The 21,799-nt window shown below is 60.0% G+C and carries 22 protein-coding genes; all 22 read right to left on the bottom strand.

Features of this window, described 5'->3' with window-relative positions:
- Positions 1-6: 6 nt before the first annotated feature.
- Entirely contained in the window at positions 7-912 is a 906-nt protein-coding gene (locus KQ940_RS14985; RefSeq protein ID WP_217414548.1) for a flagellar motor protein MotB, read from the bottom strand.
- Positions 890-1,651 (bottom strand): flagellar motor protein, encoded by a 762-nt coding sequence (locus tag KQ940_RS14980; protein WP_217414547.1) that lies wholly within the window; start codon positions 1,649-1,651, stop codon positions 890-892. Before KQ940_RS14980 ends, KQ940_RS14985 begins: the two co-directional genes overlap by 23 nt.
- Positions 1,651-2,892 carry a protein-glutamate methylesterase/protein-glutamine glutaminase gene (locus KQ940_RS14975; protein ID WP_217414546.1) on the bottom strand — a complete coding sequence of 414 codons (1,242 nt, stop codon included), beginning with the start codon at positions 2,890-2,892 and terminating at the stop codon, positions 1,651-1,653. Before KQ940_RS14975 ends, KQ940_RS14980 begins: the two co-directional genes overlap by 1 nt.
- A 33-nt stretch (positions 2,893-2,925) precedes the next feature.
- On the bottom strand, positions 2,926-5,052 hold the full coding sequence (locus tag KQ940_RS14970; RefSeq protein ID WP_217414545.1) for a chemotaxis protein CheA: 2,127 nt from the start codon (positions 5,050-5,052) through the stop codon (positions 2,926-2,928).
- 13 nt (positions 5,053-5,065) lie between these two features.
- A complete protein-coding gene (locus KQ940_RS14965; protein WP_217414544.1) occupies positions 5,066-5,890 on the bottom strand; it encodes a protein phosphatase CheZ in 825 nt (274 codons plus the stop codon).
- Between the two features lie 19 nt (positions 5,891-5,909).
- Positions 5,910-6,296, bottom strand: a complete 387-nt coding sequence (gene cheY, locus KQ940_RS14960) for a chemotaxis response regulator CheY (protein ID WP_188751052.1) — start codon at positions 6,294-6,296, stop codon at positions 5,910-5,912.
- A gap of 57 nt (positions 6,297-6,353) precedes the next feature.
- The gene (locus KQ940_RS14955) at positions 6,354-7,064 is read right to left on the bottom strand and encodes an RNA polymerase sigma factor FliA (protein WP_217414543.1); all 711 of its coding nucleotides are present in this window, start codon (positions 7,062-7,064) and stop codon (positions 6,354-6,356) included.
- A 23-nt stretch (positions 7,065-7,087) separates the two neighbouring features.
- Positions 7,088-7,903: a MinD/ParA family protein gene (locus KQ940_RS14950; protein ID WP_217414542.1), complete on the bottom strand. Its 816-nt coding sequence runs from the start codon at positions 7,901-7,903 to the stop codon at positions 7,088-7,090.
- Between the two features lie 15 nt (positions 7,904-7,918).
- Positions 7,919-9,427 carry a flagellar biosynthesis GTPase FlhF gene (gene flhF, locus KQ940_RS14945; protein WP_217414541.1) on the bottom strand — a complete coding sequence of 503 codons (1,509 nt, stop codon included), beginning with the start codon at positions 9,425-9,427 and terminating at the stop codon, positions 7,919-7,921.
- A gap of 34 nt (positions 9,428-9,461) precedes the next feature.
- Entirely contained in the window at positions 9,462-11,573 is a 2,112-nt protein-coding gene (gene flhA, locus KQ940_RS14940) for a flagellar biosynthesis protein FlhA (protein ID WP_217414540.1), read from the bottom strand.
- Positions 11,574-11,727: 154 nt separating this feature from the next.
- Complete coding sequence (flhB, locus tag KQ940_RS14935; RefSeq protein ID WP_217414539.1) at positions 11,728-12,873, bottom strand: flagellar biosynthesis protein FlhB; 1,146 nt, start codon at positions 12,871-12,873, stop codon at positions 11,728-11,730.
- Positions 12,866-13,651: a flagellar biosynthetic protein FliR gene (gene fliR, locus KQ940_RS14930; protein WP_217414538.1), complete on the bottom strand. Its 786-nt coding sequence runs from the start codon at positions 13,649-13,651 to the stop codon at positions 12,866-12,868. The genes flhB and fliR overlap by 8 nt, the downstream gene beginning before the upstream one ends.
- Positions 13,652-13,655: 4 nt before the next feature.
- On the bottom strand, positions 13,656-13,925 hold the full coding sequence (gene fliQ / locus KQ940_RS14925; RefSeq protein ID WP_217414537.1) for a flagellar biosynthesis protein FliQ: 270 nt from the start codon (positions 13,923-13,925) through the stop codon (positions 13,656-13,658).
- A gap of 9 nt (positions 13,926-13,934) precedes the next feature.
- Positions 13,935-14,669 (bottom strand): flagellar type III secretion system pore protein FliP, encoded by a 735-nt coding sequence (fliP, locus tag KQ940_RS14920; protein ID WP_217414536.1) that lies wholly within the window; start codon positions 14,667-14,669, stop codon positions 13,935-13,937.
- Positions 14,669-15,097, bottom strand: a complete 429-nt coding sequence (fliO, locus tag KQ940_RS14915) for a flagellar biosynthetic protein FliO (protein ID WP_246590101.1) — start codon at positions 15,095-15,097, stop codon at positions 14,669-14,671. Before fliO ends, fliP begins: the two co-directional genes overlap by 1 nt.
- 23 nt (positions 15,098-15,120) lie before the next feature.
- The gene (fliN, locus tag KQ940_RS14910) at positions 15,121-15,540 is read right to left on the bottom strand and encodes a flagellar motor switch protein FliN (protein ID WP_217414534.1); all 420 of its coding nucleotides are present in this window, start codon (positions 15,538-15,540) and stop codon (positions 15,121-15,123) included.
- A 17-nt stretch (positions 15,541-15,557) separates the two neighbouring features.
- The gene (fliM, locus tag KQ940_RS14905) at positions 15,558-16,538 is read right to left on the bottom strand and encodes a flagellar motor switch protein FliM (protein WP_217414533.1); all 981 of its coding nucleotides are present in this window, start codon (positions 16,536-16,538) and stop codon (positions 15,558-15,560) included.
- Positions 16,539-16,552: 14 nt separating this feature from the next.
- Positions 16,553-17,068 carry a flagellar basal body-associated FliL family protein gene (locus tag KQ940_RS14900; RefSeq protein WP_217414532.1) on the bottom strand — a complete coding sequence of 172 codons (516 nt, stop codon included), beginning with the start codon at positions 17,066-17,068 and terminating at the stop codon, positions 16,553-16,555.
- Between the two features lie 94 nt (positions 17,069-17,162).
- On the bottom strand, positions 17,163-19,067 hold the full coding sequence (locus KQ940_RS14895; RefSeq protein ID WP_217414531.1) for a flagellar hook-length control protein FliK: 1,905 nt from the start codon (positions 19,065-19,067) through the stop codon (positions 17,163-17,165).
- A 110-nt stretch (positions 19,068-19,177) separates the two neighbouring features.
- Positions 19,178-19,621, bottom strand: coding sequence for a flagellar export protein FliJ (gene fliJ, locus KQ940_RS14890; RefSeq protein ID WP_217414530.1), 444 nt, complete (start codon positions 19,619-19,621; stop codon positions 19,178-19,180).
- Between the two features lie 18 nt (positions 19,622-19,639).
- Positions 19,640-21,028 carry a flagellar protein export ATPase FliI gene (fliI, locus tag KQ940_RS14885; protein WP_217414529.1) on the bottom strand — a complete coding sequence of 463 codons (1,389 nt, stop codon included), beginning with the start codon at positions 21,026-21,028 and terminating at the stop codon, positions 19,640-19,642.
- Positions 21,025-21,795, bottom strand: coding sequence for a flagellar assembly protein FliH (locus tag KQ940_RS14880; RefSeq protein WP_217414528.1), 771 nt, complete (start codon positions 21,793-21,795; stop codon positions 21,025-21,027). Before KQ940_RS14880 ends, fliI begins: the two co-directional genes overlap by 4 nt.
- Positions 21,796-21,799 lie beyond the last annotated feature (4 nt).

Here is a 21,799-nt window from a genome sequence, read left to right as displayed (position 1 = left end):
TTCCCGTTATTGTTCCGGCTTCGCCTGTCGAAACAGTATCCCATCTTCCGTTTCTATCTGCTCCAGCGCCCCTGAGGCGTCCGGAGCGTTGCGCTCATTGAGCAACATGGTACTGACCGCATCCGAACTGACCTGCTCGCTGCCGTAGGAGACCACGGCCCGCCGCACCTTTTCGTTACGCGATACGACGATCACGATGCGCCGGTTCAGCCTGCGTCCCTCCGCCGTGCGATTGCTGTAGGCCGGCTGATACTCACCATATCCTACCGCTGCCATACGCGAGGGATCGATACCGTTCGATTCCAGCAATCTCACAACTGCGGCGGCTCGTGCCGCAGACAGCTCCCAGTTGGAGGGAAACTGATCGGTTGAGATCGGCTCGTTGTCGGTAAACCCCTCGACATGGATCGGATTATCCAGCCCCTCAAGACGCTTGGCGATAAGCGCCAGTATGCTGTCCGCGGCGATCGAGGGTATCGCGCCACCGCTATCGAACAGCAGGCTGGAGCGCAGCTCGATCGAAAACCAGAGGTCGGAGCCCTCCACCTCGATTTCGCCGGAGGATGCATGCTGGCTGAAATCGGACTCCAGCTGCGCCCGCACCTGCTTCAGTTGCAGGGTGGCGCGTTCGTCCGCCGGCCCGATCAGATCTGCCGGCGCCTTGGTCGAGGACTCGCCACCTTCCAGGAATCCGCTCCCCCCCTCCAGCGCGGGGTTAGTGCCCCTGGGCGCGCCCGGACCGGAGAACACCTGCGACAGGGCCTCCGACATCGATTTGTACTTCTCCTCGTTGACCGAGGAGATGGCGTACATGACAACGAAGAACGCAAACAGCAGGGTCAGAAAATCCGCCCAGGAGAGCACCCAGCGATCGAGCGGCGCATCGGGCTCAGGCGGTCTTCGACGCGGCATTGTCCGCCCCCAGATAGCCCTGCAGGCGCTGGCGTATCACCTCCGGATTCTGCCCCTCGGCGATATAGACCAGGCCGTCCATCAGCATCTCATGATACTGAGCACGCCCCTGCACCAGGCGCTTGATCTTGTTCGCGGTAGGGATCAACAGCAGGTTGGCGACACCGACACCGTAGATGGTCGAGACAAACGCCGTGGCGATACCCTGACCGAGGGTTTCCGGCGCGGCCAGGTTGGCCATCACCTGAATCAAGCCGAGCACAGTACCGATGATACCCAGGGTCGGCGCATAACCGCCCAGACTCTCGATCACTCTGACCGCCTGCAGATCGCGCTGCTCGTTGGCGATCAGCTCCACCTCGAGGACCGAACGGATCACCTCCGGCGAGCGACCGTCGGCAAGCAGCTGAAGACCGTTGGCAACGAACGGATCGTCAACCTTGCGCCCCTCAGCCTCCAGCGCCACCATGCCGCGACGACGCGCCAACAGGCACCAGCTACGCAGCGATGTCATACCCGCCTGAAAATCGGGACTGGCTGCCGTGTAGGCCCAGCCAAACAGCCGCCATGCGCGCTTGAAATCTTCGCGCGGCGCCTGGATCACGGCCGCGGCCAAGGTGCCTCCGACAACGATCATCGCCGCGGTGGGGTTATACAGTTCGGAAAGCTTGCCACCACCGAGGTAGTTGCCGCCCACTATCGCCAGAAAGGCGAGCAATATCCCTAAAAACCCAAACATCAGCCACGCCTGCGCTGCTGGGCCAAAAGCGGCCCGATATCGTCCAGATCAAGCACCTCGTCCGCAAGCCCGGCGTTGACCACCGCTTGCGGCATTCCATAGATGGTGCAGCTCGCGCGATTCTGCGCCCAGATGGTTGCTCCCTCACGCTTGAGCAGGCGAGCACCGTCACAGCCATCCGCGCCCATACCGGTCAGTATCAGCGCCAGCACTCGAGCGCCGTATGCCCTTGCCGCCGAGGCGTAGGTTACGTCCACGCTGGGCTTGTAGGTCAGCTTCACGTCCCCCTCGAGCACCCGCACCCGATCGGACTGGCGGGGATCGATCATCATCTGCAGGCCCCCCGGCGCCAACAATGCCAGGCCAGGCTTCAGCCGATCGCCGTCCTCAGCCTCTTTAACCGCTATCTGGCACTGCTGGTTCAGCCGCTCGGCGAACACCTGGGTGAACGTCTTCGGCATGTGCTGTACAAGCAGAATCGGATAGGGAAAGTCGGCCGGTATCTGCGTCAAAATGCGCTGCAACGCCGCCGGTCCACCGGTGGAGGTACCGATCACGACGATGCGGCAATCCGGAAAACGTACCTTGGCCGGGTGACTGGTGGGTGGATCCTTCTCCTCGCCGGTCATCCGCGGGCGTAGCGCCGGAGAGGTCAAGGGTCTGGCAGATTCGCGCTCCGGTACTCTCGAAGTAACGGGAGTACGTCTTGCGGCGGGCGCCACTTCCCGTGCAGACGTGGCCCGGGAAGCCGTCGTCGACTCAGGCCGAAACACCATGGTGGAGCTGCCGGTCGCACGCGAGCTGGGGTAGCGATGATCGAATACCGATCCCGAGCGGAATCGACGCGAGGTGCCCAGCGCCAGGATGCGCTCGATCAGCTGCTGGCGGATGCCCTGACTCTTGTCCATCCAGGCACGAATATCCTTGGGCAGATAGTCGGCAGCGCCGGCTTCCATCGCCTCAAGCGTAATCCGCGCGCCCTCATGCGTCAGCGAAGAGAGCATCAGCACGTTGGTGGGGCATTCGCGCATGATGATGCGGACCGCATCGATGCCGTTAAGCTGCGGCATCTCCACATCCATGGTGATGACGTCAGGCTTCAGCGCACGCGCCTTCTCTACAGCCTCCTTACCGTTGACCGCGCTGCCGACCACTTCAATTCGCTTGTCCTCGCGCAGAATCTCTTCGATACGATGACGGAAGAAACCCGAGTCGTCGACGATCAGCACTTTTATCGCCATCGACACCCTCCGCAACACCTACCCTGCATTGGATCAGGCTTGAGCATAGTGTTTAAGCAGATTCGGTATATCGATGATCAACGCAATGCGTCCGTCGCCGGTGATCGTAGCGCCGGAAAGGCCGGGCGTGCCGTGCAGAATCGTACCCAGCGGTTTGATCACGACCTCCTCCTGACCCACCAGCTGATCCACCACGAACCCAACACGGGTGGTACCAACGGTGACGATCACCACATGACCCTGCTCAGGCAGCGGCGCATGAGCCTCGCCATTGACCAGCCAGCGCTTGAGATGGAACAGCGGCAACGCCTGCTCACGCACGATAATCGCCTGCTGACCATCTACGATGTTGGTCTTGGTCAGGTCGAGATTGAAGATCTCGTTGACGTTGACCAGCGGCAGAGCGAACGCCTGCCCCTCCAGAATCACCATCAGCGTGGGCATGATCGCCAGCGTCAGCGGTACCTGAATCGCGATCCGGGTGCCCTGACCGATGACCGAGTCGATGCTGAGGGTGCCGTTGAGCTGGGTGATCTTGGTCTTGACCACGTCCATCCCCACGCCACGCCCCGATACGTCAGACACCTCGGTCTTGGTCGAGAAACCGGCCTGGAAGATCAGATTGAAACACTCCTGATCGCTCAGCCGGCGTGCCGCTTCAACATCCAGCATGCCACGCTTGACTGCCAGGCTGCGCAGCTTCTCCGGATCCATGCCCGCGCCATCGTCCTGAATAATCAGCAGGATATGATCGCCCTCCTGCTCCGCCGACAGCAACACATGACCTTCACGCGGCTTGCCGGCCTTGGCGCGGACCTCCGGTGGCTCGATACCATGGTCGACAGCATTGCGCACCAGGTGAATCAGCGGATCAGCCAATGCCTCGACCAGGTTCTTGTCGAGATCGGTCTCCTCTCCGCGCAGCTCCAGCGCCACCTCTTTCTTGAGGTTGCGCGACAGATCACGGATCAATCGGGGGAAGCGGCCAAACACCTTTTTGACCGGCTGCATTCGCGTCTTCATAACCGAGGACTGCAGATCGGCGGTCACCATATCGAGGGTGCCAAGCGCCTTACCCATCTCCTCATCTTCATGGGTCACGCCCAGACGCACGAGACGGTTACGTACCAGTACCAGCTCGCCGACCATATTCATGATCTTATCGAGCAGACGGGTATCGACACGGACGTTGGTTTCGGGTGCCGGCTTCTGATTGCCGCCGGATCGAGCCGGGGCTGCTACGGCTACTCCTGCGCCCCCCGCCGCCTCGGAGGAGGGGCGTGCCGCCGGCGGGGAAGCCGATGCGGCACGCTGCTCCGGCGCCGCGTCCCCAACGGTCGTACCGCCGTATGCAAAAGCGCCCTTGCCTTCCGACTGCAGCTGATCCAGCAGATCTTCAAATTCATCGTCGGTGATCAGGTCACCACCGGCGCTGCTCTCGTCTACCACCGGCTGCCTGACGGTCGACGGTTGAACGTCCTTTTCAGCACCTGGCGCACCGCCGGGGCCATGGAGCTCATCGAGCAACGCTTCGAACTCATCCTCGGTGATCAGGTCCGATCCGCCACCTGCGTCCTCAGCCTCGGAAGCGCTCGTCGCGGAGACACCGGCAAGATCGCCCAACAGGGATTCGAAATCATCGTTCGGCGTATTCGGATTGGCGGCGATAGGCTCAACGGCTCGTGGCGCTTTGGCAGGAGCCGGTGCTTTGGCGGGCGCCGCAGCCTTGGCGGGTGCCGATGCGGCAACCGGCGCTGCCGCACTGGGCCCATGCCCTTCAGCGAAATCCTGCAACCGTTGCAGAAGTTCAGGTGATGCGTGCTCGGGTTCGACGCCATTGCGTACCGAATCGAACATGGAGTTGACGGCATCCAGGGCTTGGAGCACGACATCCATCAGCTCCGAGGAGACTGCAAGTTCGCCATTTCGCAGCTGATCGAAGAGGTTCTCCGCTTTGTGACAGCACTCGACCATCGCTTCCAGTTGCAGGAAGCCCGCGCCCCCCTTGACGGTATGGAAGCCCCGGAAGATGGCATTCAACAGATCGCGGTCGTCCGGGCGTTGTTCGAGATCCACAAGCTGCTCGGAGAGCTGCTCAAGAATCTCCCCCGCTTCAACAAGAAAATCCTCGAGAATCTCCTGATCAACATCGAAACTCATAGGGCGCTCCTAATCAAAAGCCTAGGCTGGAAAGCAGTTCGTCAACATCGTCCTGATCGCAGGCTACGGTTGAGTCGCCTTTTGGAATCTGAGGACCTTCAGCCTTTACGTCGCTGCTATCATCGCTTTTCTGTTCTTTTTTTGTCGCTACTTTCCGCGTCTGGGAGGGCTTTCTCAGTGTTGCACTGGACTCCATACCGCTGAGGCGCTCGACCTTGGATGCCATGTCCATCAACTTCACCAGCTGACTTTCCACCTGGGTCAGCAAGGTAATAACGCGGCGAATCAACTGCCCGGTAATATCCTGAAAACCTTGTGACACCAGGATGTCGGTCAACGCGGTGCGCAGCTCTTCGACTGTCTTCTCGGACTCGTCCTTCAGCTGGCAGGTGCGATCATAGACACCGTTCAGCGCCTCGAACTCACCCTCGAGCTGACCGACCAGCATCAGCAGATCGCGAAAGCGGCCACTGTAGGAATCCAGCCGATCGACGAGGGACAACGATTGATCGACCCTGTCCATGGTTTTGTGCGCTGTTTCCTCAGTCAACTCGATCACGTAGGCAAGACGATCCGATGCATCACTCATCGCATCGCCACCCTGCTCGAGTTTGCCACCGACATCGCTGCTAAACGACTTGATCGCCTCATGCAATCCGCGCGTGAGATGACCTACTTCGTTGTAGAACACCTCATGACGCGCAGTTTGCAGCTGATTGATCAATTCAATTGCTCGCGGCAGTTGCCCCTGCTCCAGGGCAGCAACCAGATCCTGAGCCTTCTGTTTCAGAACCTCGCCCAGCCCGTCGAGATCGGCCGCCATTTCCTGTTCCGCCATCAGCGTTCCTCAGCCTCAATCAGTCCTGCAGGCGTTCGAAAATCTTGTCGATTTTCTCTTTCAGCACAGCCGCCGTGAAGGGTTTGACAACATAACCGTTCACCCCTGCCTGTGCGGCAGCAATGATCTGCTCACGTTTTGCCTCTGCGGTAACCATCAGCACAGGGATGTGTGCCAGGTTAGGATCTGCACGCACTTCGCGAATAAGATCGATACCTGTCATACCCGGCATGTTCCAGTCGGTGATCAGAAAATCGATTCGGCCCTGTTTCAGAATCGGCAGTGCGGTTTTACCGTCATCGGCCTCTTCCACATTAGTGAACCCCAGATCACGCAACAGGTTTTTGATGATGCGTCTCATCGTAGAAAAGTCATCGACGACAAGAATCTTGGTGTCTTTTTTCAAGACAGGTTCCCCCGGTTATTAACACTACTCATTAGCGCCCATGAAGCCAGAGGCTTCTTACTGCCAGTCACGCAGCCTGGAACGAAGCCTTGCTGCAGCCTGACTGTGTATCTGACTGACCCGTGACTCGGTAACCCCGAGCACCTGTCCTATCTCTTTAAGGTTCAGCTCTTCATCGTAATAAAGCGCCAACACCAGTTTTTCTCTTTCCGGCAACCCCTCGATCGCCTTGGCCAGCGCACCTTGAAAGGCGCCGCCCTGAAATGCCTGAGCAGGGCCAGGATCATCGGCCACAAACTGCTCCCCCGGCGAATCTTCATCGGACTCGGAGAGCTCATCGAAACTGAACAGACGGCTCTCGGCTGAATCCTGCAGCAGCGCATGATAGGCATCGATGCTGATGCCCAATTCAGCCGCAACTTCAGCATCGCCGGCATCCCGACCGGTACGCGCTTCGACACGCATGATCGCTTCACTGACCCGGCGACCGTTACGGTGTACCGAACGCGGCGTCCAGTCCCCCCGGCGCACTTCGTCTATGATGGCGCCACGGATGCGGATGCCGGCATAGGTCTCAAAGCTGGCACCCTTACCCGGGTCGTACTTGGCCGTCGCCTCCAGCAACCCCACCATGCCGGCCTGAATCAAATCGTCCAGCACCACACTGGAGGGCAGCCTGGCCATGAGGTGCCGGGCGATCCGTTTCACAAGTGGTGCGTACTGCTCCACAAGCTCCTGGCCTGATTTGAAATCCAGCTGGTTATACATGGAGGCTACTGTGACGCCCTTACCTATACACCTTGAACCAGACGCTCAACAAAGAACTCCAGATGCCCCCTGGATGTCCTGGGAACAGGCCATTCATCTACTTTGTTGGCGAGCTGCCTGTATGCGATTGCCGACTTACTCGTTGAAAACGCTTTTAAAACAGGCGTTTGTCTCTGAACAGCTTTCCGCACAGACTCATCATAAGGGATTGAGCCAAGGTATTGAAGCGTGACATCAAGGAAGCGGTCGGTAACGGTCAGCAGTTTGCTGAACATGTTGCGCCCCTCTGCCTCGGTACGCACCATGTTGGCCAGCACCCGGAATCGGCTCATACCATAATCCCGGCTGAGCAACTTAATCAAGGCGTACGCATCGGTGATCGAGGTCGGCTCATCGCAGACCACCACCAGCACCTCCTGTGCCGCGCGGATAAAACTGACAACCGATTCAGAAATACCTGCCGCGGTATCGACAACCAGCACGTCAAGGTCGTCAGCTATATCGTTGAAGGCGTGAATCAGCTCAGCGTGCTGATGAGCACTCAGTGCCGTCATCTCCTGGGTACCGGACGAGGCCGGTACGATCCAGAAGTTCTCCCCGGCACTCACCAACACCTCTTTCAGGGTACACTCGCCATTGAGTACATCGGCAATATTGCGTTTCGGCCGCAAGCCCAGCATGACATCGACGTTGGCCAACCCCAGGTCCGCATCCATCAACACGGTACGCCGCCCCATCTCGCCCAATGCCACCGACAGGTTTACCGAGACATTGGTCTTGCCGACCCCGCCCTTACCGCCGGTAACGGCAACGACCTTAACCGGGTGTGACTGCTTCATATTCATACTCTGCTATCAGCCGGCCCGGTGCAGGCGTTCCCTGCCCGACCTGCTGCGCTCACCCTCGCGTTGCGCCGTTACCACTGCCCGACTGACCAGGTCATGTCGACGCGCAATCCCTATATCGTCCGGAATTTTCTGACCATCGGCGACATAAGCGATCGGCAACTGCTTCTCCACCGCCAGCGTCAGCGCCTCACCCAGGCTGCCCGACTCATCCATCTTGCTCAGCACGCAGCCGTTCAACCCCAACGACGAGTATGTCTGCCAGGCACTTTCCATCAACTGCCGCTGACTTGAACAGGAGAGCACCAGCAGCTTCTTGATCCTCATCGAGACCCCTTCCAGCATCTCCAGCTGCAACTGCCCGGCGGGATCCTGTGCATTCATCCCGGCCGTGTCGATCAGCACCAGACGCTTGCCGCTCAGGGACTTCAACACCTCTTCCAGACTGTGGTTTTCATCCACCACACGCACCGGCACATCCAATATTCGACCGAAGGTCTTCAACTGCTCATGCGCCGCGATGCGGAAGCTGTCCGTCGTCACCAGCGCCAGACTCGAGCTGCCATGCTGCAACACATAGCGTGCTGCCAACTTGCCGATGGTGGTCGTTTTACCGACACCAGTGGGACCAACAAACGCCAGCATGCCACCGCGCTCGATCATCTCCTCACCGACAACCGGGATCGAATCGGCCAAACGCGCCAACGCATTACGCCAGGCCTTGTCGATCGCCAGATTGGGCTCGATGGACGCCAGCAGAGAGCGGGACAGACGACCTCCCAGGCCCAGACGCTCAAACCGGCGTTCAAGTTGATCCTTGAGACCAGCGGAAGGCGATGCAGGAGGCGCAAGATCCGGCTCGGCAGCCCGAGCCCTGGCCGGAGACGGCGCTCGCCGAGCCGGCTCGCTTGCGCGCGCATCGAGCTGCTGCTCAAGCAGCGCACGCAGCTGATGTATCTCATCCTGCATATTGCGAATCAGCAGATGCTCTTCATCATCGCCATCCTCAAGCCCAGCCTGCACTTTCGGCGGAGCCTGCACCGACCTGCTCGCTTTCGCACGCGGCTGTGCGGGAACATCAGGTCCGGCCAGCTCGTCATCCAGACCGGCAGCCGCCCGCTCCCGCTGCCGGGCACGCAGAGACTCCAGAATCGACTGCAGCTCTTCATCTTCGGCCAACTGGCGGTTGGCGCTTCGGCTGACCTCCGAGCGGGACACACCCTCCTGAGCCTTGGCGATATCGAGCCGCGCGCGTTCAAGCTCGGCATCCAAACCACCTTGACGCGCCGCCTGTGCGCGCGCCGACGTCAGGATTCGCACCTGCTCCTCACGCCGCCGCTCGCGCTCGCGCTTGAGCTCATGCTGCGCCGCCTCGTACTCGTCCTCGCGCGCGACCACGATCTCCACCCCACCGGCCACTCGATGGTTGGATACGATTACGGCATCAGGACCGACCTCCTCTCGGACTCGTCGCATCGCCTGACGCATGTCTGGTGCAAATATGCGTTTTACTTTCATATTCGTCCCTTATCGGCCGACAAGCGGAAAACTGTTAGCCATTTTGTCCCCCGACGGTCGCCACTATGGTGACATTCTTGTTCTCGGGTATCTCCTGGTATGAGAGCACATGTACCTGCTGCTCCCCGTAACGCACAAACTTGGCCAGCAATGGCCGTATCGGCGCCGAAACCAACAGCACCGAAGGTTGCCCCTTCACTTCCTGGCTCTGCGCGGCCTGGGCCAGCGATTTCTGCAGTCGCTCCGCCATGCCGGGCTCCAGCACCAGCCCCTCTTCCCCCTGCTGGCGCTGCTGCATGGAGCTCAGCAGCATCTGCTCCAGCGGCGGATCCAGGGTAATCACCGGCAGATCCTGACTGGCGCCATTTATCGTCTGCACGATCAACCGCGACAACGCAATGCGCACCGAGGCGGTCAGCGCCAACGGATCCTGGGTACGGTTCACCGCCTCAGCCAGCGCTTCGAGAACGGTTCTAAAGTCTTTCAGCGGCACCTGCTCCATCAACAGATTCTGCAGCACCTTGAGCAACACGCTGATCGACAGTTTTTTGGGCACCAGCTCCTCAACCAGCTTCGGTGATTTCTTCGCCGCCATATCCAGCAACTGCTGCACCTCTTCATGCCCCAGCAGTTCGTGGGAGTGGCTGTGCAGCACTTTGTTGATATGCGTGGCCACCACCGTACTGGCGTCGACTACAGTGTAGCCGAGAGTCTGCGCCCGCTCTTTCTGCGGCTTCTCTATCCAGATCGCGTCCAGACCAAAGGCGGGATCCTTGACTGCGATACCGTCGATCTTGCCAAACACCTGGCCGGGATTGATGGCGAGCTCTCGATCCGGATAGATCTCCGCCTCGCCGACAATAACCCCCATCATGGTGATCCGATAGGCGCCGGGCAGCAGATCGAGATTATCGCGGATATGCACCGATGGCACGAGAAAACCCAACTCCTGGGACAACTTCTTGCGCACTCCCTTGATGCGGTTCAGCAACTGCCCGCCCTGCATCTTGTCCACCATCGGGATCAACCGGTACCCGACCTCAAGGCCGATCATATCCACCGGCATCACATCATCCCAACCCAGCTCCCGCGTCTCTTCGCTCGCTGCCGTGTCTGCCGGTGCTTTCTCCACCGACTGCTCTTCTGCTGCCACCTTACGTCGCTGCTCCTCACGACCTATATACCAGGCTGCCCCTGCTGCAGCGGCAGCCAAAGAGAGGAATGCGAAGTGCGGCATGCCGGGCACTATACCCATGATGGTCAGAATGGCAGCGGACACATACAGCGCACGCGGTGAGGCAAACATCTGCCGAAACACCTGCTGCCCCATCGCTTCGGAGGAGTTGGCACGTGTCACCATGACCGCCGCCGCCGTCGAGAGCAGCAGCGAGGGGATCTGCGCGACCAGACCATCACCGATGGTCAACAGCGCATAGTATTGCAGCGCCAGCTCAAAGCTGAGTCCATGCTGCAGCATGCCGATACCGAAACCACCGAACAGGTTGATCACCAGAATGAGGATGCCGGCGACCGCATCACCACGCACAAATTTCGAGGCACCGTCCATCGCGCCGTAAAAGTCCGCCTCCTGGGTCACCTCACTACGCCGCTCGCGTGCCTCGTCCTGACTGATCAGGCCGGCGTTCAAATCAGCATCGATGGCCATCTGCTTACCGGGCATCGCATCGAGGGTAAAGCGGGCACTCACCTCGGAGATACGACCGGCCCCCTTGGTCACCACGACGAAGTTGATGATCACCAGGATCATGAACACGATTACGCCGACAATGTAGTTACCGCCCACCACCACATCACCGAACGCCTGGATCACCTTACCGGCGGCACCTGTCCCCTCATGGCCATAGAGCAACACGACACGGGTCGAAGCCACGTTCAGCGCCAGACGCATCAAGGTTGCAGCCAGCAGAACGGTAGGAAACACCCCAAAATCGAGCGGTCGCAGGGCATAGATCGCTACCAGCAGAACCACGATCGACAGGGCGATATTGAAGGTGAAGGAGACGTCAAGCAGAAACGGCGGCATCGGCAGCGTCACCATCGCCAAAAGAACCAGCAGCAGAAGCGGAATACCGAGATTCCCCTCTGCCAGGCTGCGAGCATTAGTGATGATGGCTGTACGGTCCAAACGCCCCCCAAAACGACAATAAATTGACGATTAGATCATCGATGGGTATCCGGAGGCGCATCCAGCACCGAAAGACAGCCAATATGAGCTTTAATCACCAATTTTTTGACGCAAAATGATCGATCAACAATAGATTAAGCAAAATCTTCGCCAACTATTCAGGATCGACCCGAAAGGCACTGGGTATTTCGATCTCATTCTCTTCCGGCGCCACCGGTTCTTCACTCTCGAGTCGCTGCCGATAACGTTTAAGCTGGAACACATAGGCCAGCACCTGGGCAACCGACTTGTACAACCCGACCGGCACTTCATCACCCAGTTCGGAGGCGTAATAGAGCGCACGCGCCAGCGCCGGCGAGGCCAAGATCGGTACGTCATGCTCCTGGGCGATCTCACGAATCCTCAGCGCAACGAAGTCCACCCCCATCGCCACCACGAAGGGCGCTCCGCCCCGCTCCGGATCGTAGCGAATTGCGACCGAATAGTGCGTCGGGTTGGTAATGACCACATCGGCCTCCGGGACCTCCTTCATCATCCGACGTCGGGACATCTCCATCTGCATCTGCCTGATCCTGCCCTTGACCTCCGGCTTACCCTCGGCGTTCTTCATCTCATCCTTGACCTCCTGCAGCGTCATTTTCAGCTTCTTGTTGTAGCTGTAGAGCTGAAAAGGCACATCGACCAGGGTGATCAGAATCATCGCCGCACTCATCACCAGAAACGACCAGACAACGATCTCGACCGCATGCCCAATCGCAGGTTCGATCGCCTGCTTGGCCAGAGAGGCGATCTCCGGCCTGTCGACCATCAGCACCAGTATCGCCACAGTACCGACCACCAAAAACTTGGCCGTACCCTTGAGTAGTTCAACCAGGGCATTCAACGAAAACATACGCTTGAGGCCGGAGAGAGGATTGATACGACTCCCCTTGGGCTGCAGTGCCTGGCCACTGAAATTCCAGCCACCCAGGGCAATAGGACTGACGAGTGCGACGATGGCGAGCAGCACGAACAGCCCCCACAGACTCAGAAAGCCATCTACCAGCGACCGCACCAGGTGTTCGATCATCTGCGACGGATCACTGATCGCCTTTCTATCCAGCGCGAAGTTGCCCTTCATCATCGACATCATATCGACGGCGATCTGACTGCCAAATATCAATGCCGCAAAGCCCGCAATCATCAGCAACGCGGTGGTCGTCAGCTCCTTGGATCGGGGAACATCGCCTTTTTCACGCGCATCCTGAAGGCGTTTCGACGTAGGCTCTTCTGTTTTTTCCTGACCGCTCTCGTCAGCCACTGCGAGCAGCCCCCTGCACGAGGCTGGAGATCAACTCCAGGATTCTGGAAGCGATACTCTCGTACTGTCCCAGAAAGCCACTCAAGGATGCCCAGACAATGACAATGCCAAGCAGCATGGTGAAGGGAAACCCGATTGCGAAGATATTGAGCTGCGGCGCCGCCTTGGTCATCACGCCGAAGGCAAAGTTAACCACCAGCAACGCGGTGACCGCCGGCAACGCCATCAACAGCCCCGCCGAGAACAACCATCCGCCCGCCAACACCAGCCCCCATAGACTGGACAGATTGGGCGTCTGGCCGACCGGAAGCACCTCGAAACTTTTGGCCAGTATCTCGATCACGACCAGATGCCCATCCATGGCCAGGAACATCAGCATCACCATCATCAGGTAAAACTGTCCGAGCACCACCACCGATGTACCGTTGGCGGGGTCCGTCATCGAGGCGAAGCCAAGCCCCATCTGGTTGGCGATCATCTGCCCACCCAGGGCGAAGGTTTCCATCAGCAGATTGAGCGTATAGCCCAGCACACTACCAATTAATACCTGCTCGGCTATCAGCAACCACATCCTCAACGAAAGCCCGTCATACGTCGGCATCGGCGGCACCACCGGCACCAGTACGGCGGTAATCGCCAGTGCCAGCCCCAAGCGGGCCCTGATCGGCACCAATCGCGTACCGATCATCGGCATGGTCATCAACATCGACGCGACGCGGAACAGCGGCAACAGCACCGTCGCCACCATACCCTCGATCTGCGCCAGGTCGAACTGCATGGCGCTACCCGATCAGTCGCGGGATGTTGGTAAACATGAAATTGAACTGCTCCATCAGCTGGTTCACGATCCAGGGCCCGGTGGCCATCAGCGCGAGCAGCGTGACAATGAGGCGCGGCAGAAAGCTCAGCATCTGCTCGTTGATCTGGGTCGCGGCCTGAAAAATCGACACAATCAGGCCGACCAGCAGACCCGGCATCACGATCGCGGTGACGATCAACACCACCAGCCAGAGCGCACCACCAAACAGATCCAGCACCATACCGGTTGTCATCGCGACCTCCTACATTCCGAAACTGGCAGCCAGTGTCCCCATCACCATCGCCCAACCGTCAACCAGCACGAACAGCATGATCTTGAATGGCAGCGAGATGATGACCGGGGAGAGCATCATCATCCCCATCGCCATCAACACGCTGGCCACCACGATATCGATCACCAGAAACGGGATAAACAGCATGAACCCGATCTGGAACGCCGTTTTCAGTTCGCTGGTCACGAAGGCCGGCACCAGCACCCGCAGCGGAATATCCTCGGGAGACGCCACCGGCGGCGTATTGGAGATGCGCATGAACAGATCCAGATCGTTCTCGCGCGTATTGCCGACCATAAATTGATGAAACGGCTGACTGGCAGCCTTGACCGCGTCCAGCGTGCTGAGCTCTTCGTTGAGATAGGGCTGAACCGCCTGTTCGTTCACCCTGTCCAGCACCGGCGTCATGATAAACAGGGTCAGGAACAGCGCCAGCCCGAGCAGGACCTGATTCGACGGCGCCTGCGCCAAACCGAGCGCCTGGCGCAGAATAGACAGCACAATGATGATCCGGGTAAAGGAGGTCATCATCATCAGAATGGCCGGCAGGAAGGTCAGCAGCGTCATCAGCGCGAGGATCTGTATCGTCACGCTGTAGTTGGCGGTGCCATCCTCGCCGGTCACCAGGGTTACGGCCGGGATGCCCTGATCCGCCCCCCAGGCGGTCGAACTCAGTATCAGCAGCGGTAATAACAACCAGCGCATCAGGCATCCGACTCCGACCGAGGGGCGGCGATGCTGCCGCGTTGACGCATCACATCCTGAAGCCGCTTGGCGAAGGCACCTTCAGGCGCTCTCCCGGGTTCGATAACCGGAGTATCGAAACGCTCCAGTAGCGTCACCTGAGAGGCGCCGACCCCCAACAGCAGCTGCTGCTCACCGACCTGCACCAGTACGGCACGCTCGCGCTGCCCCAAGGGCAGCACCGCCACTACCTGCATGCCGGATCGCTGCCCCGGCAGCACGTTGATCCGTTTGACTACCCAGGCCAACAGCAGGATCAGCGCAATCACGGCAACCAGTCCCAGCACCAGCTCGAAAACAGCGCCGGCACCGATCGGATCGGACATTTTAACGGCAGAGCTGGCGGTCTCCGCAGCGCCGGCAACCAGGGGGAGCGCAGCAATAAGCATTGCGACGGTGGCTAGCGCGCGCATTACTTCAACCGCCGGATACGTTCCTGCGGACTGATCACGTCGGTCAGGCGAATTCCGTATCGATCATTGACCACCACCACTTCACCGTGCGCAATCAGTGTGCCGTTGATCTTCACATCCAGAGGCTCACCGGCGACCCGATTGAGTTCGATGACCGATCCCTGACTTAGCTGCAGCAGGCTGCGGATAGGAATTTCGGTACCGCCGACCTCCATGGTCATGCGCACCGGGATATCGAGAATCACATCCAGCTTGGGATCATCAACCGGAATCGACTCATCCTTAAGTTCGTCGAGATCGACCGCCTTGGCACCGGAGTCGGTTACGCCACCCTCGGCACTCCCCGTCTGCTCCTCCAGCGCCGCGGCCCACTCGTCCGCCAGGGCCTGCTGATCCAGATCGTTGTTTTCGTCACTCACGCTATATTTCTCCGCGGCTAATCAGGCTGCTTGAACGGCTCCAATACCTTGATTGCCAGATTACCACGAGACGTACCCAGCTGGCAGTTATAGACAGGGATCCCATGAGCATAGAGCGTCAACTTCTCATCCAGTTCGACCGGAATGATATCGCCCGCTTCGAACTGCATCACATCACGCAACGTCATCTCGCACTCGGCAATGATCAGGTTGATATCCAACGGCGCCAGCAGCACGTCACGATTCATCGCCGTGCGCCAGCGCTCGTCCTGCTGATCTTCGGTATTCTGGTAACCCGACACCAGCGTCTCCCGGATCGGCTCCAGCATGGAATAGGGCAATGTAATGTGAAGCTCGCCGGTCCCGCCCTCCAGATCGACCTGGAAGGTACTCACCACCACCACTTCGGTCGGATTGACCACGTTGGCCATCGCCGGGTTCACCTCCGAGCCCACGTGTTCAAACCGCAGGTCCATCACCGGCCGCCAAGCCTCCTGCAGATCGATAAACAGCTGCTGCAGGGTTTTATTGACCAGACGGGTTTCGGTGGGGGTAAACTCTCGCCCCTCGATCTTGGCGTGACGGCCGTCACCACCGAAGAACTGGTCGACCAGCTTGAACACCAGCTTGGCATCCATGATGAACAGGCCGGTGCCCCGCAACGGGTGGACCTTGACCAGATTCATACTGGTGGGAACGTAGAGGGTGTGGATATAGTCGCCGTACTTCATCACCTGAACGCCGCCGACCGTCACATCCGCGGTTCGGCGCAGCAGGTTGAACAGGCTGATTCGGGTATGGCGGGCGAAGCGCTCGTTGATCATCTCCAGCGTCGGCATCCGGCCGCGCACGATGCGCTCATGGCTGGCCAGGTCGTAGCTACGAACCCCACCCTCCTCTTCCGAAGCTTCCTCTTCGGCCGTCTCTACATCGCCGTCGTCGACCCCATGCAACAGCGCATCGATCTCATCCTGCGACAGTAGATCTTTAACCGACATACGGCCGCCCCCGCTTACTGCATGACCAGATTGGTAAACAGGATCGACTCGACACCGGGACGACCGATCTTGTCCTGCATAATCGACTGCACGGTCTCGACCGCCTGCTGCCTGAGTGCACGCTTACCCTCGATGGTCATCAGCGTTTCGAACTTCTGAGTAGAGAAAAGCGTATTAAGCCGTGCCACAACCAGCGGCATATGCAACTCAAGTGCATCGACCACCTCCTGATCGCGACTCTTGGCCTCCACGTAGGCCTGCATATAGTGGCGCTGACCATCATCCGATTGCAGGGTCACCACGAACATCGGCCTCCCCTCCAACGTACGCACCTTGGTATACAGCGCCTCTTTGCGGACCGGCTCCACCGCTTCGACGGTCGCATCCTCTCCGCCGGACAACAGAAAAAATGCGGCTGCACCACCGCCACCAAGCAGCAACAGCGCGGCTATGGCGATGATGATAATCAGCTTCTTTCTGGACCCTTTACCGCTTTCGCCCTCAACCTGGCTCTGAGCATCCTCAGCCATTGCTACCTCGTTACCATGCCGAATGGGCAAGAACATCTGCCCGCCCGATCAAATCAGGCAACTAATATAACACACTGATTTTAGGTCTGAAGCATCAGGCGTAGTAGTCGACAAGACCAACCGCCACCCGCTGCACTCCCGGCGTCGACTCCACCCCATCATCCAGGCCGGAATAGTTCCCAGAACCGCCGCGCCCCCGCGCTTGCGACGACTCATCGCCACCACCCTCAGCGGAGTGATCCGACACCGACGACTGGCTCAACTCGAGCCCCTGCTCGGCAAACATCTCTCTCAAACGCGGCATCTGCTGCTCGATCGCATCTCGAACCGCCGGATGAGGAGAGCTGAAACTGACACTGACTTGGTCCTGACCGGACACGCGGATACGTATCTGCATGGCACCCAGCTCGGGCGGATCCAGCTTGATCTCGGCACTTTTTGGGCCGTACTGAGCCATCATCACGGCCCGCTGCCCCATGGCCCGACTCCAGGCCGGGTCCTGCAGCCGCTGCATCGCCGCAGCACTCATCATCTCGGTACTGGCGTTATTCAGCGCAGGCTGCACAGGGGGTGTGACAGGACTATTGGCCGCCCTGGATCCGGCCGTTTCAGCACCGTTCACCACTGGCTGCCGTCCCGTCTCGGCCTGCAAGCCCACTTCACCCTGGGCTCTAGCCCCCCTCTCTGCGCCACCGGCAGACAACACACGATCCAAAGGCTGACCCTGATCGCGCGGCTGACCGGCGAACTGCTGATTACCAGCATCTCCAGATTCACTGCCGCCCGCTGAGGAAGCTTTCTGATTCGTCACCGAAACGGACTGAGCAACATCGGATTTTGCGACCGTATCGCGTGCGCTCTGCATCCGGTCTCCGGCATCAGCCGGCTTGACCGCGGCAGCCGTCGCCGCCTCGACAGCCCCGCCTGCCTCTACAGGCGACTCCGGATCAAGATCACCACTTTCCGAAACGGGTGCCGCCGAAAAGCGCTCCCCACGCTGCAAATCACCATCCGGCTGCGCCCCAGCTTCGCCTTCACCTCCTTCGGCAACTGTTTCGGCAGCGCCCAGCCCACCCTCCGGAGTTGCCGGCGCTGCTGCTTCCACCGCGCCGCTATTCGACACGTCTGCCACCTCGCCTTCCGCGCCGGCTACCTCACCCGGTACAGACGCAATTGGGTCCACCGCCTCAGCGGCAGCGTCGACCACCGGGCCTTGCCCCTCCGACTCCCGCCCAAACCCTCGAGCAACAGCAGACACCTGCTGCCCATGATTTTCAGCCGAAGCCACCGTCTTTTCACCGGTTTGACCTCGATTCTGCAACGCCGCCTCGCGCACCTCCGGCCGCGCACCCTGAACAGGCATCGACACCACAGCTTCAGTTGATTCACCGTGGGTCACCTGATCGCCCTGCCGCTGACCGGCCTCAGCTTCAACCGGGCCTCGCTGTTCGGCCGTTGCCTCCGCGTCCCCTTGCTGGTTGCCGCTCGCGCCAGCAGCCTGCGCATCCACCGCCAGGTTCACGTCATCCATCTGAGCCTCACCAGACGGCAACGACACAGGAGATTCAGATGCCGCTGCGCCAGCGTGCTCCAGCAACGGCTCGCCGCCCTGGGCTGACGCTACCTCATCACCGGCCGCAGGCTCAGCATCAGCCGCCTGATCGCCAGAGCTCTCGACTTGAGGCTGACTATCGCTGGCCGCTTCAGCTTTCGCTTCTACGTTGACGTCCGCTTCGGCCTCGGTCTCTACCTCGGCGTTCAGCGGGGTGTCATCCTGTTGCCGCTGGACGGGCAGAGTTTTTCCCTCCTCCGGCAATTTTTCTCCGTCGGCACGCTGTGCAGCTCCGCCAGCACTCTGCATCTTTTGCATCCACTGCCCAAAGCCGTGCTCTGCTCCGGCACCCTGCGACACGCCAGCGCCTGCGGGCGCTGCCGCCGATGACGCCGCCGCCACGTTAACGACGCTGATACTGGAAAGCGAAACGCTCGATGCCGGCATGGGCACTCCTCGAACTATTGCATTGATCGACCATCAGTCGAATAAGCAATAACAAGGCCATGTCCGATAAACAGGTAAAAGAAGAGGGGGAGAACTGCCAGAAGGATGGCTCAGATAAACGCGGAGCGGGTATGTTGAGAACGCTCGTCAAGCTGCTGCTGAAGACGCTTCTCATCCAGTTGACGCTTATCCGCTTGCGCTTTCTCCAGCAGCTTCTGCATCGCGCGGTAGTGCGCCTGGGTCTTGCGCCAGTATGCCTCGACCTGTTCGAGCTGAGCCCGGCTCTGCAACAACGCCTCATGCTGCTGCCGCCCGGCGCCGCTGACCTTGCCGATGAACGCCTGATAGGTCTGTAACTGGGCGCAGGTCAGCCCACCCCGACCGGCCTCGGTAAACTGCTGCTGGTATTCAAGCTGATAGGCTTTGAGTTGCTCCAGCCCTTTTTCGGCCTGCTCAACCCGTTGCTGAGACTCGCCCAGCAGACGGTCCGCCTCCTTGCGTTTACGCTCCGCCAGCTTAAGCAGTAACTGAAAGCGCTCGACCCGCCGCTTCATATCACGTACCCCTCAACATCAGGCTCCACCACCAACCCGACGCACGCCCGCTACCGGCTGGCCGGGTTTAGGCTGGGTTGGCGGTGTTTGCATTATGACTGCCAACTCCTGAACCGATCTCTGCATCGGCATAGGTTCCTGCATCCCCTGCTGCAGATAGGCTCTGAGCACCGGCATCAGATCGATAGCGCGGTCCGTTTCCGCGTCAGAGCCACGGGCATAGGCGCCCACCGCGATCAGATCCTCGCTCTGATGATAACGCGCCCAGGCCCACTTCATCTGCATCGCCAGCTGCAGGTGGGAGGGATCCACGATCTGCGGCATGGCACGACTGATAGAGGCCTCGATATCGATCGCCGGGTAGTGTCCGCGCTCGGCCAGATCTCGCGACAACACCACGTGGCCATCCAGAATGGCGCGTGCGGAGTCCGCCACCGGGTCCTGCTGATCATCACCCTCGGTCAACACGGTATAGAAAGCGGTCACCGAGCCGCCGCCGGTTTCGCCATTTCCCGCCCGCTCCACCAGTTTGGGCAGTTTGGCAAAAACAGAGGGCGGATAGCCCTTGGTCGCGGGCGGCTCGCCCACGGCCAGTGCGATTTCACGCTGCGCCTGGGCGTAGCGGGTCAGGGAATCCATCAACAGCAGTACGTTTTTGCCCTGGGCACGGAAGTACTCAGCGATGCGCGTTGCCAACTGCGCGGCTCTTAGACGCATCAATGGAGAATCATCCGCCGGCGATGCCACCACCACCGAGCGCGCCATACCCTCGGCACCCAAACTATGGTCTATGAACTCACGCACCTCTCGTCCACGCTCACCGATCAGGCCGACCACCGTGATCTCGGCTTCGGTATACCGGGTCATCATCCCCAGCAGCACCGACTTGCCGACACCACTGCCGGCAAACAGGCCCAGACGCTGGCCGCGCCCAACCGTCAGCAAGCCGTTGATTGCACGCACACCGACATCCAGCGTTTTCTCTATCGGGTGACGTTTGAGCGGATTGATCGTCTCACCGGCCAGCGGCACCATATCCTCGGCATCCAGCGCGCCCTTGCCATCCAGCGGCCGCCCGATACCATCGATCACACGCCCGAGCAAACCCGGCCCCACCGGCACCAGGCTCGCCCCCACCTTCGGCGTCACCCGCGCCCCCGGGCTGAGGCCGTCGATACTGTGCAGCGGCATCAGATAGATCCGATCCCCGGCAAAGCCAACCACTTCGGCCTCCGCCTGTTGACCGCCACCCACTTCAACCAGGCAATAATCGCCCAACGCTACACGCAGCCCTACCGCCTCCAGCGTCAGGCCGATAAGACGGGTGATCTGCCCCTCGGTACTGGGTCGGGGAGATTGATAGGGGATATCGAGATAACGGGAGAGCCGTCTAGCCAGCGTACTCATGACGTGGCCCCGTCGTCACTATTCGTGGAGGTAGCCGGCAGCAGATGCTCCAGAAACTGTTTGGCTATCTGATCAAATCGCGTTTCGACGCTGGCATCGACACGGCAGGCACCGGCGCGCAAAACACAGCCGCCAGGAGTGAGCGATGGGTCTGCAACCAGCTCCCAGCCCTGCTGCTCGGCCTCCGGCTGAACCAAAGGAAGGTCATCCGGATGCAGAGCGAGTATTGGGTTACCGGCGTGGGGAGGGATGCAGGCCAGCGCGCCGCTGATCGTTTTCTGCAGCACCTCGGGACGACTGCGCAGCTCTGCCTGCACCACCGCCTCGGACAGCTGCGTCACCAAACGGACCAGCTGCGTCTCCAGCTCCGCCCCCTGCTGTTCAAGGGGGCGTTGCAGCTGGTCGATAACGCACGCCAGACGAGCGACCTGCTCGTCAATCCGGGCCCGCCCCTCATCCAGTCCCTGCTGCACCCCCTGTTCGAAGCCCTCTTTACGCCCCGCCTCAAGACCTTCGTTGCGCCCCTGCTCCAGCCCCTCGGCACGGGCCGCTTCGCAGATCTCCTCCCACTGCGCCAGCGTCAATTTTTCGGCGTATATCTCCTCCTCAACCACCTGTACTTCAGGCTGAGGCTTCTCCGGGCGCTTCTGCGCCAGCGCGATCAGGCGCTCGTGTTCGGTTTCGCTCATATCCGGCAACTGCCAGGAGCTGACCTCACGCACCTCGCTTGCACGGATACGGATGGGCTTTCGAGAGTCGGGCTTCATATCC

It is taken from the genome of Marinobacterium ramblicola (assembly GCF_019084545.1).
Lineage (GTDB): Bacteria > Pseudomonadota > Gammaproteobacteria > Pseudomonadales > Balneatricaceae > Marinobacterium_D > Marinobacterium_D ramblicola.
Note: the sequence above shows the minus strand (reverse complement) of the source record. Positions and strands in the feature narration are given on the sequence as shown.

Coding starts and splice junctions, on each gene's coding strand:
- KQ940_RS14985 (WP_217414548.1), bottom strand. CDS start 912: ATGCCGCGTCGAAGACCGCCTGAGCCCGATGCGCCGCTCGATCGCTGG.
- KQ940_RS14980 (WP_217414547.1), bottom strand. CDS start 1,651: ATGTTTGGGTTTTTAGGGATATTGCTCGCCTTTCTGGCGATAGTGGGC.
- KQ940_RS14975 (WP_217414546.1), bottom strand. CDS start 2,892: ATGGCGATAAAAGTGCTGATCGTCGACGACTCGGGTTTCTTCCGTCAT.
- KQ940_RS14970 (WP_217414545.1), bottom strand. CDS start 5,052: ATGAGTTTCGATGTTGATCAGGAGATTCTCGAGGATTTTCTTGTTGAA.
- KQ940_RS14965 (WP_217414544.1), bottom strand. CDS start 5,890: ATGGCGGAACAGGAAATGGCGGCCGATCTCGACGGGCTGGGCGAGGTT.
- KQ940_RS14955 (WP_217414543.1), bottom strand. CDS start 7,064: ATGTATAACCAGCTGGATTTCAAATCAGGCCAGGAGCTTGTGGAGCAG.
- KQ940_RS14950 (WP_217414542.1), bottom strand. CDS start 7,903: ATGAAGCAGTCACACCCGGTTAAGGTCGTTGCCGTTACCGGCGGTAAG.
- flhF (WP_217414541.1), bottom strand. CDS start 9,427: ATGAAAGTAAAACGCATATTTGCACCAGACATGCGTCAGGCGATGCGA.
- fliR (WP_217414538.1), bottom strand. CDS start 13,651: ATGCAGTTCGACCTGGCGCAGATCGAGGGTATGGTGGCGACGGTGCTG.
- fliQ (WP_217414537.1), bottom strand. CDS start 13,925: ATGACAACCGGTATGGTGCTGGATCTGTTTGGTGGTGCGCTCTGGCTG.
- fliP (WP_217414536.1), bottom strand. CDS start 14,669: ATGCGCTGGTTGTTATTACCGCTGCTGATACTGAGTTCGACCGCCTGG.
- fliO (WP_246590101.1), bottom strand. CDS start 15,097: ATGCTTATTGCTGCGCTCCCCCTGGTTGCCGGCGCTGCGGAGACCGCC.
- fliM (WP_217414533.1), bottom strand. CDS start 16,538: ATGTCGGTTAAAGATCTACTGTCGCAGGATGAGATCGATGCGCTGTTG.
- KQ940_RS14900 (WP_217414532.1), bottom strand. CDS start 17,068: ATGGCTGAGGATGCTCAGAGCCAGGTTGAGGGCGAAAGCGGTAAAGGG.
- KQ940_RS14895 (WP_217414531.1), bottom strand. CDS start 19,067: ATGCCGGCATCGAGCGTTTCGCTTTCCAGTATCAGCGTCGTTAACGTG.
- fliJ (WP_217414530.1), bottom strand. CDS start 19,621: ATGAAGCGGCGGGTCGAGCGCTTTCAGTTACTGCTTAAGCTGGCGGAG.
- fliI (WP_217414529.1), bottom strand. CDS start 21,028: ATGAGTACGCTGGCTAGACGGCTCTCCCGTTATCTCGATATCCCCTAT.
- KQ940_RS14880 (WP_217414528.1), bottom strand. CDS start 21,795: ATGAAGCCCGACTCTCGAAAGCCCATCCGTATCCGTGCAAGCGAGGTG.